Origin of the sequence: Streptomyces sp. NPDC029044, assembly GCF_040637495.1 — a bacterium.
Lineage (GTDB): Bacteria > Actinomycetota > Actinomycetes > Streptomycetales > Streptomycetaceae > Streptomyces.
In genome coordinates this window covers 1-12,940 of sequence record NZ_JBEZWN010000035.1, presented here as the reverse complement: position 1 = coordinate 12,940, position 12,940 = coordinate 1, and the positions used below count along the sequence as shown (strand labels likewise).

Here is a 12,940-nt window from a genome sequence, read left to right as displayed (position 1 = left end):
CCTCGGTACGTGGGGGAAGTCTGCGGGTGTGGGGTGGGGCGGGAAGTCTCAGTGGGGCAGCGGGCCGATGCGGTACAGCACCTCTGCGTCGTGCGGCCCGTCGGGGAACAGGCCCGTGTCGAACAGCACCTCGCGCTCCAGCCGCGCGCCGTGACGCTCGGCGAACGACGTGAACAGGCGCTCCGAGGCGGTGTTGCCCGGGGTGATGGTGGTCTCCACCGTCGTCACCTCCAGTTCGGCCGTGGTCCGTGCGACCAGGCCGTCGAGCAGCGCGGCGGCCAGTCCGCGCCCGCGGTGGGCCTCGTCCACCGCCACCTGCCAGACCAGCAGGGTGCGCGGGCTGTCCGGCCGCACGTACCCGGTGATGAAACCCATCGGCTCGCCCTGCTCGTCACGGGCGACGGCCGAGGTGGCGGCGAAGTCCCGGCACCACAGCAGATAGCTGTAGGACGAGTTCAGGTCGAGAACCTTCGAGTCCTTCGCCATCCGCCAGAGTGCGGCTCCGTCAGCCACCGTGGGGCGGTCGATTTGCGGATCTGCTTGTACGGCAGTCATGCGAATTGAACTTACCCAGCGAAATTCAAAATTGCATCGCCGATGGGGGTTACGTATGAACCCCGTCTGTGTTATCGCGCGAGCGCGAGGGTTCACGCGTCAGGGCGCCGAGATGCCCGATATTGTCCGGTAATTCCCGGGCAAAATGGTCACAGTGTGTAACGCGTCACAGCCGTGCAGGCCGCGCGGGGGCTGTCAGACTTTCCCCTCCGAGTGTCCTCGAAATCTGCGCGTTTAGGACCGGGAAAAGCGGGCAGAAGAATACGGGAAGCCGTTCTTGAAAGAATTTATTAATTGTGTGCCAGCTTACATGTGAGATAGCGCGGAAAGCACGTGGAATTCAGGCCCCGGTCACTCCGTCGATGCGTTCCCGCAGGAGATCGGCGTGACCGTTGTGCCGCGCGTACTCCTCGATCATGTGGATGAGCACCCAGCGCAGACTGACCTCCATCCCGGGCACCGGTCCCTCGGCGACCCGCCCGATGTGGTCCAGTGGCAGCCCGGCGCACAGCTCCCGCCCCCGCGCGATCTCCCGCCGCCAGATCCCGAGCGCCTCGCCGAGCCCGCGCGCCGGATCGAGCGTGTAGCCGGTCGCGTCCTCGAACACGGGCGCCACGGCCACCCCGCCGGCCACCCGCTGGAACCAGTTCCGCTCGACCTCCGCGAGGTGCTGCACCAGCCCGAGCAGGGTCAGCGACGACGGCTCGGCCGCCGCGATCCGCACCTGCGCGTCGTCCAGACCGGCGCACTTCAGCTCCAGCGTGGCCCGGTGGAAGTCCAGCCAGCTCTCCAGCATGGCGCGCTCGTCACCGGTCACGTGCGGGACGGGGCGGCCGTCGGGAAGGGCCGGGGTCTCAGCGGAAGGGTCGACGGTCATACGGCGAGCATGACACGGGGCACCGTCACCGGTGCCCCGGAGTACCTCGGCCGACGACTACCCCCACGCCCCCTCGGCGGCCCGCAGCGCCCCCTCCACGTCCACCGTCAGCCCCTGCTCGGACAGCGCCGCGCCCAGCGCCGCCAGACTCGCGCGCACGGCCCCGGGCGTCGCGTCCGCGCCGTAGTGGTTGACCCGGATCATCTCCTTGGCCAGCGCACCCCCGCCCGCGGCCAGCGGCACGGCCGGGTCCGCCGTCAGCGCCCGCCGGACCAGCTCCGACGCCACCAGCCCGGACGGCGCCCGCAGCGTCGTGGCCACGGGCGCAGCGTCCCGGGCCTCGTACACGTACGGCTCCAGACCGCCACCGAGCGCGACGGCACCGGCCCGGGTCGCCGCCGCGGCGGACGCGTGCCGGGCCATCACGGCCTGCGGTCCCGCCGCCTCGATCCGCTCCACGCACGCCTCCAGCGCCAGCATCTCCAGCTGGGCGGGAGCGTGCAGCAGCGTCTTGCGGCCGCCGTCGATCCACCGCTCCTTCCAGTCGAGGAGCGACAGGTACGACCGGCGCGGCGCCTTCGGATTGGCGGCCATCCGCGCCCAGGCCCGCTCGCTCACCGACACCGCCGACACCCCGGCCGGACCGCCCATCGCCTTCTGCGCGCCGATCACGCACAGATCCACGCCCCACGCGTCCGGCAGCACCGGCTCGGCACCGATCGAGGCCACGGCGTCCAGGTAGAAGAGCGCCCCGTGCTCCCGCACGACCTCGCCGATCTCCGCGACCGGGTTGGTGTTGCCGGTCGCCGCCTCCGCGTGCACCAGCGACACGAAGTCGATCTCCGGGTGTTCGGCGAAGGCCTGCCGGATCTCCTCGGCCGTCACCGCCGTGTGGAAGGGGACCGCCAGGTCGATCACCGTGGCCCCGCAGTCCCGCAGCCAGTCGCCGAAGGTCTGCCCGTACGGCCCCGTGATGACGTTCAGCGCCGTCGTGCCCGCACCGGCCGCGGCGCGGATCGCCCCCTCCAGCGGCAGCAGCGCCTCGCCCTGCATGATCACGACGTCCTGCTCGGTGCTCAGCAGCCGCGCCACACGGTCCTCGATCGCGGCGAAGCGGTCCGCGCCGAGCGGGGCCAGGTCCAGAAACGGATGCGTCACGGCAGTGCTCTCTTCACTCACAGGTTCGATCGCATCGAGGGTAACCGGCGGCCCTCCGGCCCCCGTGCGGCGCGTCCCGGGGAGACCGGCCCCCTTCGAGGCCGGGTGGCCGGCTCACTAAGGTGCGGTGCATGAGCGATCGCACGGTGCTGCACGTGAAGGGGCGGGTGCTCGTCGGGCCCGAGGACGTCCGGGACGAGCTGTGGATGGTCGACGGCCGCATCTCCTTCGACCGTCCCGCCGGCGCCCGCGACGTCCGCACGGTCGTCGGCTGGGCCCTGCCCGGCCTCGTCGACGCGCACTGCCACGTCGGACTCGACCGGCACGGGCCGGTCCCCGAGGACGTCGCGGAGAAGCAGGCCCTGACCGACCGGGACGCGGGCACCCTCCTCATCCGCGACGCCGGCTCGCCCTCCGACACCCGCTGGATCGACGACCGCGAGGACCTGCCGAAGATCATCCGCGCCGGACGGCACATCGCCCGCACCCGCCGCTACATCCGCAACTACGCCTGGGAGATCGAGCCGGAGGACCTGGTCGCCTACGTCGCCCAGGAGGCCCGGCGCGGCGACGGCTGGGTCAAGCTGGTCGGCGACTGGATCGACCGCGACCTCGGCGACCTCTCGGCCTGCTGGCCCCGCGGGGCCGTCGAGGCGGCGATCGCCGAGGCCCACCGCCTGGGCGCGCGGGTGACCGCGCACTGCTTCGCGGAGGACTCCCTCAAGGACCTCGTCGAGGCGGGCATCGACTGCATCGAACACGCGACGGGCCTGACCGAGGACCTCATCCCGCTGTTCGCCGAACGCGGCGTCGCCATCGTCCCGACCCTGGTCAACATCGCCACGTTCCCGCAGCTCGCGGACGGCGGCGAGAGCAAGTTCCCCCGCTGGTCGGCCCATATGCGCAGGCTCCACGAACGCCGCTACGACACCGTCCGGGGCGCCTACGACGCCGGGATCCCGGTCTTCGTCGGCACCGACGCCGGCGGTGGCCTCGCGCACGGCCTGGCCGCGGCCGAGGTCGGTGAACTCGTCACCGCCGGCATCCCGCCCGTCGAGGCGCTCGCCGCGGGCACCTGGGCGGCCCGCTCCTGGCTCGGCCGCCCCGGCCTGGACGAGGGCGCCCCGGCCGACCTGGTCGTCTACGACGAGGACCCGCGCGCCGACGTACGGGTGCTGGCGTCGCCGCGCCGGGTGGTGCTGAACGGGCGCGTGGTCGGGTAGCCGTGGGGTGATGGCGGGGAACGCCTGTGCCGGGGGATTCGAATGGATCCCCGGTCTCGCCACGTTGGAGTGAAACGGCGTCACATCGCTGACGCCGTGTGCGCGGTGCGGCGATTCTTTCCGGGTCCCGAGCCTGTCTCCCCTGGAGTCCCCACCGTGAACAGCCCTTCCTTCCGCATGCCCGCACGCCGGCTGACGACCGCCGCGGCCGCCCTGGCCCTCGCCGCCGGGCCCGTGGCACTGACCTGCGTGAGCCCGGCGCACGCCACCGGCGACCACGGCCGCGCGAGCGCCGTCGTCCTGCGCACCGGCCTGGACGTCTCCCTGCTGAACAAGTCGGTGAACGTCCCCCTCGCCGTCTCCCTCAACGACGTCCGGGCCCCGCGCAGCGCCGAGAAGACCACCCTGACGGCCACGCTCGACGCGGTGGACGGCGGCCGGCCCTTCAGCGTGCTGCGCGCGGAGGTGGCCGAGGCGAGGGCCACGGCCACCGCCACGAAGGCCGAGGGGGTCACCACCCTGGCGAAGGCCCGCCTGCACGTCCCCGGCCTCCCGCTGCTGTCCCTGATCGAGGTCGAGCAGGTCACGGCCCGGGCCACCTGCGAGGTGGGGAGGAAGCCGTTCGCCACGACCGGCCTGCCCGGCACGGTGACCGTGCTCGGCAAGCGCGTGGCGCTGACCGCGGGCGGCCCGACGGACGTCAGGGTTCCGGGCGTCGGCGAGGTGCGCCTGGACCTCTCCAGTACCCGGACCACGGCCCGGACGGCCGCCGCCACCGCCCTCGAACTCAAGGTGTCCGTCAACCCGGCGAAGCTGAATGTCGCCGAGGTCGACGGCACCGTCACGCTGGCAGAGGCGACCTGCAAGACCCCGCAGCCCGCATCCGCCGCACCGCCCCCGGCCGAGCCGTCCACCCCGCCCGCCGACGTGAAGCCGCAGGGAGAACCCGCCGAGGCGGACCTGGCCGAGACGGGCGGCAGCTCGACCACGCCGTACGTGGTGGGCGCCGCCGTCGCCCTGCTCGCCGCGGGCGGGGGAGCGGTGGCCCTGTCCCGCCGCAGGGGCTGATCCCCGGCGGGGGTCAGGGGAGGGAGGCCTTGGGGCTCGGACCTCAGGTCCACCTGGGGCCCCCCGTGCTTCGGCCCGGTCGACCGCCGGCGCGGCCGGGGCCTCGGCGCTTCTGGTCTGCCGGGCGCCCGCCCTCTGGAAGCGCCTGCCCCGGTGTTGCCGAGCCTGTTCCAGAGCCCGGATGGACCCCGGTCTCAGCGCTGTAGCGCCGACTCCAGAGCCCGCAGAAACCCGTCGGTCGTCGTGCGGTCCCGTACCGCCAGGCGGAGCCACTCCTCGTCCAGGCCGGGGAACGTGTCGCCGCGCCGCACGGCGTAGCCGAGGTCGCGCAGGTGACGGCGGACCGCGGAGGCCCGCTCCACGCGGACCAGGACGAACGGGCCCCGCGCGGGCCCGGCCACCCGCAGCCCGGCCGGAGCGAAGCGGGCGAGGCCGGCCAGCAGATGGGCGCGGTCCGCGGCGATGCGGTGGGCCGCGTGGGCCGCCTCCGCCAGCGCCCGCGGCCCCACACACGCCTCGGCAGCGGCCAGCGCCGGGGTCGACACCGGCCACAGCGGCTGCGCCCGCTGAAGGTCCTCGACGGTCTCGGGCGCCGCCAGCACGTACCCGATCCGCAGCCCGGCCAGCCCCCACGTCTTGGTCAGGCTGCGCAGGACCACGAGGCCGGGTACGTCGACGCGCCCGGCCAGGGCCTCGTGCTCGCCCGGCACCGCGTCCATGAACGCCTCGTCCACCACCAGCACCCGCCCGGGCCGGGCGAGTGAGACGATCGCGTCCGCCGTGTGCAGCACCGACGTCGGGTTCGTCGGGTTGCCGATGACCACCAGGTCCGCGTCCTCGGGGACGGCCGCCGGGTCCAGGCGGAAACCGTCCTCCTCCCGCAGCAGCACCCGGCCGACGGCGTGTCCGGCATCGCGCAGCGCCGCCTCCGGCTCCGTGAACTGGGGGTGGACGACGACCGGCCGCCGCACCTTCAGCGCCCGAGCCAGCAGCACGAACGCCTCCGCCGCACCCGCCGTCAGCAGCACCCGCTCCACCGGCAGTCCGTGCCGCGCGGCCACCGCCGCCCGCGCGGCACGCCCGTCAGGGTAGGCCGCGAGCCCGCCGAGGGACGCGGCGATGTGCTCCCGCAGCCAGACCGGCGGCGTGTCCGCGCGGACGTTCACGGCCAGGTCGACGAGCGCCCGGCCGTCGTCACGGACCTCCGCGTCCCCGTGGTGACGCAGATCGTGCCCGCTCTCAGTGCGCATGCGAGTGAGCGCCGTGGTGGTGCCCGTGACCGTGCCCGTGGTGGTGGTCGTCGTCGTCCGGGTGGAAGTGCGGTTGCTGCGGCATGCCCACCTTGTCCTCGAAGCCCGGCAGCGCGATGCGGTACACGCACGAGTCGCAGTTCATCCGCAGATCGCCCTTGACGGCCTCCTCGTACCGCTCCCAGACCAGGTCGAGCAGCTCCGGCTCCGGCCCGATGACGTCGGCCGACAGCACCTCGGTCTCCGGGTGGGCGGCCGCCCAGCCCTCCGTCTGGTGCCGCACCCGGTCCGGCAGGATGCCCGTGAACAGGAAGTAGGGCAGGACCACGATCCGCCGCGCGCCCAGCCGCACACAGCGGTCGAGCCCGCTCGGCACGTCCGGCGCCGCCAGCGACACGAACGCCGTCTCGACGCCCGCGTAACCGCGCCCCTCCCACAGCAGCCGGGCCGCCTTGTGCACCTCGGCGTTGGCGTCGGGGTCCGTGGAGCCGCGCCCCACCAGCAGCACCGTCACGTCGGAGCGGTCCCCCGGCGTGCGGCCCGCCGACCCCAGGGCCTCGTCCAGCCGCCGCTCCAGCACGTTCAGCAGCGCCGGGTGCGGGCCGAGCGGACGCCCGTAGGTGTAGGAGATGCCCGGGTGCCGCTCCTTCTCGCGGGCCAGGGCCGCCGGGATGTCGCCCTTGGCGTGCCCGGCGGACACCAGCATCAGCGGGACGGCGGCGAAGCGCCGCACGCCCCGCTCGACCAGTTCGGTGACGGCTTCGCCCAGCGGCGGCGGGGACAGCTCGATGAAGCCGCCCGCGACGGGCAGTTCGGGGTGCCGGGCCCCCAGCTGCCGTACGAAGTCGCGGAACGCCTCGGCTCCGGCGTCGTCCCGGGTGCCGTGGCCGGCGATGAGCAGGGCGGGCGGGGTGGTCACAGTTTCTCCTCGGCGGAAGTGGGGTGGTACAGCAGGGCGTTGAGCGCGGCGGCGGCGACCGCCGACCCGCCCTTTTCGGACACGTTGCTCACGGCGGGCAGCCCGCTCTCGCGCAGCGCGGCCTTCGATTCGACGGCTCCGACGAACCCGACGGGCAGCCCGATGACGAGCGAGGGGCCGGCGTCGAGGGTCAGCAGCTCCTCCAGCGCGGTCGGCGCGTTGCCGATCACCCAGAGGGCACCGGGCCCGACCTGCTCGTAAGCGAGCCGGATCGCGTGCGCGGACCGGGTCAGCCCGGGACCGGACTCGGCGTCCTTCAGGCGGCAGACGGTCTCGCGGCGGGTGATGCCGGCGCCGACCATCGCCACGTCCACGACCACGGGCGCCCCGGCGTGCAGCGCCGCGTGCGCCTTCTCCAGGTCGCCCTCGTCCATGACGAGGTCGGAGGCGTAGTCGAGGTCGGCGGCGGAGTGGACGACCCGCTCCACGACCGCCCGGGTCAGCGGCGGGAGGTGCGAGGTGTCCAGCCGGGCGCGCATGCGCCGGTAGGACTCCACCTCGATGGGATGAACGACTCGGTTCACTCGGAGCCCTCCTGCGCCGACTGCCAGCGGTAGCCGCGCGGGGTCACCATGCGCCCCGCGATGTCCCGGGTCGCCGTGTTGCCCACGGTCACGACCGTCATCATGTCGACCGTCGCCGGGTCCAGGGCGCCCAGCGTGGTGAGCCGGCTGGACTCGTCCGGACGCGAGGCGTTGCGCACGACACCCACGGGCGTCCGCGGTGTCCGGTGCTCGGCGAGGATGCCCAGGGCCTTGGGGAGCTGCCAGTCCCGGCCGCGCGAACGGGGGTTGTAGAAGGTGACCACGATGTCCGCCTCGGCCGCCGCCCGCACCCGCCGCTCGATGACCTCCCACGGCGTGTGCAGGTCGGACAGACTGATCGACACGTGGTCGTGGCCCAGCGGGGCGCCCAGGATCGCACCGGCCGCGAGCGCCGCCGTCACCCCGGGCACACCGACCACGTCGATGTCGTCCGAGGCCTCGGCCAGCGCGGGGGAGGCCATGGCGTAGACGCCCGCGTCCCCGCTGCCGATCAGCGCGACGGCCTGCCCCTTGCGGGCCTCCTCGACGGCCGTGCGCGCCCGCTCCTCCTCGGCCCCGAGCCCCGACTCCAGGATCCGGGTGCCGGGCCGCAGCAGATCACGGATCTGGTCGACGTACTGGTCGAGCCCGACGAGCACGGAAGCCCGCCGCAGCTCGGCCTGCGCACGCGGCGTCACCAGGTCCCGCGCGCCGGGCCCGAGCCCGACCACCGCGAGCCGCCCGCGCCCGGGCCGCCGTACGACGGCACAGGTCGCCATCGCCGGGCTCGCGGCCGACTTCCGCTTGGGGACGAGGAGTTCGCCCCCGCCGACGAGCGCGGCGGCCTCCGCCACGGACGGCGTCCCGACGGCCGCGAGCGGCGCGTCGGACGGGTTGGGCACGTCGACCCCGGCCAGCTCCCCGGCGGAGTACGTCACCAGGGGCACCCCGAGCCGCCGCGCGGCCCCGACGATGCCGGCCTCTTCGGCCTTGGCGTCGACGGTGGCCAGCTCCGCGACGGACGCCACGGACAGCCCGGCCTCCCGCAGGGACTCCTCCACCAGCCCGAGGACCTCCTCCAGCGGGGCGCCCCTGGACGCCCCGACCCCGACGACCAGCGTCGGCGGACGCAGCACCACCTCGCGCTCGGCCGCCTCGACGAGCCGGTCGGTCAGCCGGATCGTGTACGGCCCCCCGTCCGTCACCGGCAGCGGCGGCAGCGGCCAGGCCACCTCGGCCCGCAGCGCCACCGCCTCGCCGTCCAGCAGAGCCCGCGACACCCCGGCGACATCGCCCTCCACGGGCAGGCCGAGGGTGTCCAGGCCCGGCAGGTCCACGGCGTCCGTGGCCGTCGTCACGACCGGCTCGGCATCCAGCAACTCGCCGACCTCGCGGGCGAGTTCGTTGGCGCCGCCCGCGTGCCCGCCCAGCAGGGACACGGCGAACCGCCCGCCCTCGTCGACGCACACCACGCCCGGGTCCTCGGTCTTGCCGGACAGCAGCGGTGCCACCAGCCGCACCACCGCCCCCGTGGCCAGGAAGCAGACGAGCTGCTCGCACTGCGCGAACGCGGCCCGTACGGCGTCCCCGACGGGACCCTCGTACACACGCGTGCGGTCCGGCCACGCGGCGGCCAGCCGGTCCCGCGCGGCAGCTCCCGCCGCCGTGGCGGAAATGAGGCCGATCACTGAGCGACTCCTTCTTCGACAGCTGCCGGGGGCCGGACGCCCCACAGCAGGAAAACGGGGTTGGTGGCCGCGAGCCGGGTCACGTCCCCGGGCAGCGGCGCGAGCCGCGACGACTGCAACAGCACGCCGTCACAGCGGAAACCGGCGCTCGTCAGGGCCCCGCGCGCGGCCGGTACCCGGTCGAGCGCGGCCATGGCGACGACCACCGTGCGCCGGGCACGCCGCGCGCACGCGGCGACCACGGCGGGCAGTTCGCGCCCGCCGCCCCCGACGAACACGGCGTCCGGGGCCTCGTCGAGATCCGCCAGCGCGTCCGGTGCCACGCCGTGCACCACCCGCACGTCCACACCGTGCGCGGTGGCGTTGGCGCCGATCCGCTCGACCCCGTCCGCGGTCTTCTCCACGGCGGTGACGGCCGCACCGAGCCGCGCGCACTCCACGGCCACGGACCCCGAGCCCGCGCCCACGTCCCACACCAGGTCGCCCGGGCGCGGCCCCAGCCGGGCCAGGGCCAGCGCCCGCACCTCGAACTTGGTGATCATCGAGTCCCGGTGGGCGAACTCGGCCTCTTCCAGGGCCCAGCCGGCGGGCCGCTCACCGGGGCCCGCGACCGTCCGTACGGCGCCGAGCGCCCGCGCCTCGTCCAGGCACAGCACCACGTTCACCGCCGTTCCCCAGTCGCGGGCGGCGGCCTCGGCGGGCGTCACCCGCTCCACGCGCTCCGCCTCCGAGCCGAGACCGGAGGCGACGACCAGCGTCCGTGGCACGTCCCGCAAGGCGGCACCCAGCTCCGCCGGACCCGCGCCCGGCCCGGTCAGCACGGCCGTCTTCGCCTGTGCCCGGCACACGTTGACGGCCGTCCGCAGCTCCCGCCCGTGGGCGCTCACCACCACGGCGTCGTCCCAGGGCAGCCCGATCCGCGCGAAGGCGGCGGCGACGGACGACACCCCGGGCCGCACGTCCAGCCGCTCCGGTCCGAACCGCTCGGCCAGCACCCGCACGATCCCGAAGAACCCGGGGTCCCCGGAGGCCAGCACCAGCACGGGGCGGTCCTCGGCGACGTACGCGCCGATGGTGTCCAGGGCCGGCGCGAGAGGCCCGAGCACGACCCGCTCGGCCGTCTCCGGCAGCCGGGCGGCGTCGAGATGCCGCCGCCCGCCCACGACCAGCCCGGCACCGGCGAGGACGTCGTCGGAAGGCGCCGCCCCCGTCCCCGTGCCGACCACCGTGATCACGTACTCGCTCCCCGCTCGCGCAGCGCCCGCCGGGCCTGAGGGTCGGCCTTGCGGTAGCCGTGGAAGTGACCCGGGTGGTACAGGTGCGAGCGCGTGCCGTGCGCGTCCAGCGCCGGGCCGACCAGGAACAGGGTGTGCTTCCAGAGCTTGTGCTCCTTGACCGTCTCCTCCAGCGTGCCGATCGTGCACTTCACGACCAGCTCCTCCGGCCAGGTCGCCTGGTACGCCACCACGACCGGGGTCGTCGTCGGGTAACCGCCCTCCAGCAGCTCCCGCACGAGCTGCCCGCTGCGGGCGGCGGAGAGGAACACCGCCATGGTGGTGCCGTGCTTGGCGAACTCCCGGACCTCCTCCCCGGGCGGCATCGGCGTCTTGCCGCCACCGAGCCGGGTCAGCACGACGGACTGGGCGACCTCCGGGATGGTCAGCTCGCGCTGGGCGAGCGCCGCGACGGCCGAGAAGGAGGACACCCCGGGCACGATCTCGGTGGCGATGCCGATCCCGGCACACCGGTCGACCTGCTCCTGCGTACCGCCCCACAGGGCCGGGTCACCGGAGTGGATCCGGGCGACCTTGAGCCCCTCGCCCCGGGCCCGCTCGTACACGGCGACCACGTCCTCCAGCGACATGGTCGCCGAGTCGAGGATCTCCGCGTCCTCACGGGCGTGCTCCAGGACCTCCTCCTGGACCAGGCTGGCCGCCCAGATCACGACGTCGGCCTCGGCGATGGCGCGCGCGGCACGGAACGTCAGCAGGTCGGCGGCGCCGGGGCCGGCACCGACGAAGGTCACTTTGCCGGCAGGGGCGTCGGCCATGGGATGGGTCCTCTCGTACAAGGGGTGAAGGGGGGTGATGCCGGACGGGCGGGTCAGAGCTTGCCGCCCCGTCCGCCCTCGCGCCGGGCGGGTGCGATGAGCGTCGACAGGTAGGGCAGGGGCGTCTCGTCCAGCTCGGCGGCCGGGCGCACGGACTCCTCCGGGAGCCCGAGCGCCGATCCCCACACGGCGTCGGCGAGCCGCCCGGTCTCCCGCAGCGCCTCGGCGACCTCGTGCGCCTGCCGCCCGAACTTGTAGGCGACCACGGTGCCGGGCCCGGCCAGGGCGTCCTTCAGCACGGCCGCCCCGGCGGTGACGGGCACGAGCGTGAGCGGCTCGGTGCCCTCGGTCAGCACGGCGCCCGAGCGGGCGGCGAGGTCCTGCATGGCGGTGATCCCGGGCACGGTCTCGACGACGGTGCCGGGCACGAGCGCGTCGATGGTCTGCGCGAGATAGGTGAACGTGGAGTACACGTTGGGGTCACCGATGGTCGCGAAGGCCACGGCGCCGTGCGCGTGCAGCAGTTCGGCGACGCGTGCGCCCGCCGCGTCCCAGGCGGCCTCGCGCCGCCCCCGGTCGCTGCGCTCGTTCAGCGCGAACACGACCCGGACGACCTTCTCCTCGGGCACGTAGTGCAACACGGTCGCCTCGGCCCGACCGCGCTCCATGGTGTCCATCACGGGCACGACGACGACGTCCGCCTCCCGCAGGGCGTTCACGCCCTTGACGGTCACCAGCTCCGGATCCCCGGGACCGACCCCGACTCCGATCAGCCTGCTGCTCATGACGTCCGGCACCTCTCCACGAACCGACGGGCGACACCGGGCTCGGACGCCCAGTGCGTGTGCAGATAGCTCGCGTGCACACCGCGCTGTACGAAACCTTCGACCCGCGGCCGGGGGTTGCGGACCCCCCAGGCGGGCTGCGCCCCCGAGCCGGGCTCCACGGCGGTCCGGTGGAACTCGTGCCCGCGCATCCTCGTCCCGGCGGACGCGAGCACACTGTCGCCCACGGCCACGGCGTCCCGGTAGCCCAGAGTGAGCCGCTCGGTCATCCGTGCCGAGGCGTCCAGCACCCCGCACATCGGCAGGCCGTCCAGCTCCCGGCACAGGTACAGCAGCCCGGCACACTCGGCGGCCACGGGAGCGCCGCTCGCCGCTAGCTCGGCGACGGCCTTGCGCAGGGGCTCGTTGGCGGACAGCTCGGAGGCGTACACCTCGGGGAACCCGCCGCCGATCACCAACCCGGCGGTTCCCTCGGGCAGTTCCTCGTCCCGCAGGGGGTCGAAGGCGACGACGTCGGCACCGGCGGCGGTGAGGAGCTCGGTGTGTTCGGCGTAGGAGAAGGTGAAGGCGGCCCCACCGGCAACGGCGACAACGGGCCCTCGCTTCTCACCCGTCGGGCCTGCGGGGGCCTCTCGTCTCTCATCCGGCCGTGTCGGGTGGTGGGTGGGCGAGGCGGGGGTCCAGGGCTCGAGCAGCCCACGGCCGCCCAGCAGAAGAGCGCCGCGAAGAAGACGGCGGTGCCCAAACAGGCAGCGGCGAAGAAGGCGGCCCCCGCGAAGGCGA

General features: G+C 74.4%; 12 protein-coding genes and 1 pseudogene. 2 read left to right on the top strand and 11 right to left on the bottom strand.

Features of this window, described 5'->3' with window-relative positions; translation table 11 throughout:
• Window positions 1-48: 48 nt before the first annotated feature.
• The 3 genes from ectA to AB0E85_RS25055 all read right to left on the bottom strand — a co-directional run bounded on the left by ectA (window position 49) and on the right by AB0E85_RS25055 (window position 2,590).
• Complete coding sequence (ectA, locus tag AB0E85_RS25065) at window positions 49-555, bottom strand: diaminobutyrate acetyltransferase (protein ID WP_030852474.1); 507 nt, start codon at window positions 553-555, stop codon at window positions 49-51.
• Window positions 556-895: 340 nt separating this feature from the next.
• On the bottom strand, window positions 896-1,432 hold the full coding sequence (locus AB0E85_RS25060) for a DinB family protein (RefSeq protein ID WP_361931178.1): 537 nt from the start codon (window positions 1,430-1,432) through the stop codon (window positions 896-898).
• Between the two features lie 57 nt (window positions 1,433-1,489).
• Entirely contained in the window at window positions 1,490-2,590 is a 1,101-nt protein-coding gene (locus tag AB0E85_RS25055) for an aminotransferase class V-fold PLP-dependent enzyme (RefSeq protein ID WP_361931176.1), read from the bottom strand.
• 131 nt (window positions 2,591-2,721) lie between these two features.
• Between AB0E85_RS25055 and AB0E85_RS25050 the strand changes: the two genes are divergently transcribed.
• Both AB0E85_RS25050 and AB0E85_RS25045 read left to right on the top strand, forming a co-directional pair.
• Window positions 2,722-3,813 (top strand): amidohydrolase family protein, encoded by a 1,092-nt coding sequence (locus tag AB0E85_RS25050; protein WP_361931173.1) that lies wholly within the window; start codon window positions 2,722-2,724, stop codon window positions 3,811-3,813.
• A 156-nt stretch (window positions 3,814-3,969) separates the two neighbouring features.
• The gene (locus tag AB0E85_RS25045) at window positions 3,970-4,881 is read left to right on the top strand and encodes an SCO1860 family LAETG-anchored protein (protein WP_361931170.1); all 912 of its coding nucleotides are present in this window, start codon (window positions 3,970-3,972) and stop codon (window positions 4,879-4,881) included.
• 194 nt (window positions 4,882-5,075) lie between these two features.
• Here AB0E85_RS25045 and cobC read toward each other — a convergent pair whose 3' ends face one another.
• The 8 genes and pseudogenes from cobC to AB0E85_RS25005 form a co-directional block, all read right to left on the bottom strand.
• Window positions 5,076-6,131: an Rv2231c family pyridoxal phosphate-dependent protein CobC gene (cobC, locus tag AB0E85_RS25040; RefSeq protein ID WP_361931167.1), complete on the bottom strand. Its 1,056-nt coding sequence runs from the start codon at window positions 6,129-6,131 to the stop codon at window positions 5,076-5,078.
• Window positions 6,121-7,050: a sirohydrochlorin chelatase gene (locus AB0E85_RS25035; RefSeq protein WP_361931164.1), complete on the bottom strand. Its 930-nt coding sequence runs from the start codon at window positions 7,048-7,050 to the stop codon at window positions 6,121-6,123. Before AB0E85_RS25035 ends, cobC begins: the two co-directional genes overlap by 11 nt.
• Complete coding sequence (locus tag AB0E85_RS25030; protein ID WP_361931161.1) at window positions 7,047-7,634, bottom strand: precorrin-8X methylmutase; 588 nt, start codon at window positions 7,632-7,634, stop codon at window positions 7,047-7,049. The genes AB0E85_RS25035 and AB0E85_RS25030 overlap by 4 nt, the downstream gene beginning before the upstream one ends.
• Window positions 7,631-9,322, bottom strand: coding sequence for a precorrin-3B C(17)-methyltransferase (gene cobJ, locus AB0E85_RS25025; RefSeq protein WP_361931158.1), 1,692 nt, complete (start codon window positions 9,320-9,322; stop codon window positions 7,631-7,633). Before cobJ ends, AB0E85_RS25030 begins: the two co-directional genes overlap by 4 nt.
• Window positions 9,319-10,557, bottom strand: coding sequence for a precorrin-6y C5,15-methyltransferase (decarboxylating) subunit CbiE (gene cbiE / locus AB0E85_RS25020; protein WP_361931155.1), 1,239 nt, complete (start codon window positions 10,555-10,557; stop codon window positions 9,319-9,321). The genes cobJ and cbiE overlap by 4 nt, the downstream gene beginning before the upstream one ends.
• Window positions 10,554-11,372, bottom strand: coding sequence for a precorrin-4 C(11)-methyltransferase (gene cobM, locus AB0E85_RS25015; RefSeq protein WP_361931152.1), 819 nt, complete (start codon window positions 11,370-11,372; stop codon window positions 10,554-10,556). Before cobM ends, cbiE begins: the two co-directional genes overlap by 4 nt.
• A gap of 53 nt (window positions 11,373-11,425) precedes the next feature.
• The gene (cobI, locus tag AB0E85_RS25010) at window positions 11,426-12,157 is read right to left on the bottom strand and encodes a precorrin-2 C(20)-methyltransferase (RefSeq protein ID WP_361931149.1); all 732 of its coding nucleotides are present in this window, start codon (window positions 12,155-12,157) and stop codon (window positions 11,426-11,428) included.
• Window positions 12,154-12,940 (bottom strand): annotated as a pseudogene (locus AB0E85_RS25005) (cobyrinic acid a,c-diamide synthase); the annotation flags it as partial. The gene cobI and the pseudogene AB0E85_RS25005, both read right to left, overlap by 4 nt.

What these genes read in the sequence shown, in the direction of transcription:
- ectA (WP_030852474.1), bottom strand. Translation starts at nt 555, where the DNA reads ATGACTGCCGTACAAGCAGATCCGCAAATCGACCGCCCCACGGTGGCT.
- AB0E85_RS25060 (WP_361931178.1), bottom strand. Translation starts at nt 1,432, where the DNA reads ATGACCGTCGACCCTTCCGCTGAGACCCCGGCCCTTCCCGACGGCCGC.
- AB0E85_RS25050 (WP_361931173.1), top strand. Translation starts at nt 2,722, where the DNA reads ATGAGCGATCGCACGGTGCTGCACGTGAAGGGGCGGGTGCTCGTCGGG.
- cobC (WP_361931167.1), bottom strand. Translation starts at nt 6,131, where the DNA reads ATGCGCACTGAGAGCGGGCACGATCTGCGTCACCACGGGGACGCGGAG.
- cobM (WP_361931152.1), bottom strand. Translation starts at nt 11,372, where the DNA reads ATGGCCGACGCCCCTGCCGGCAAAGTGACCTTCGTCGGTGCCGGCCCC.
- cobI (WP_361931149.1), bottom strand. Translation starts at nt 12,157, where the DNA reads ATGAGCAGCAGGCTGATCGGAGTCGGGGTCGGTCCCGGGGATCCGGAG.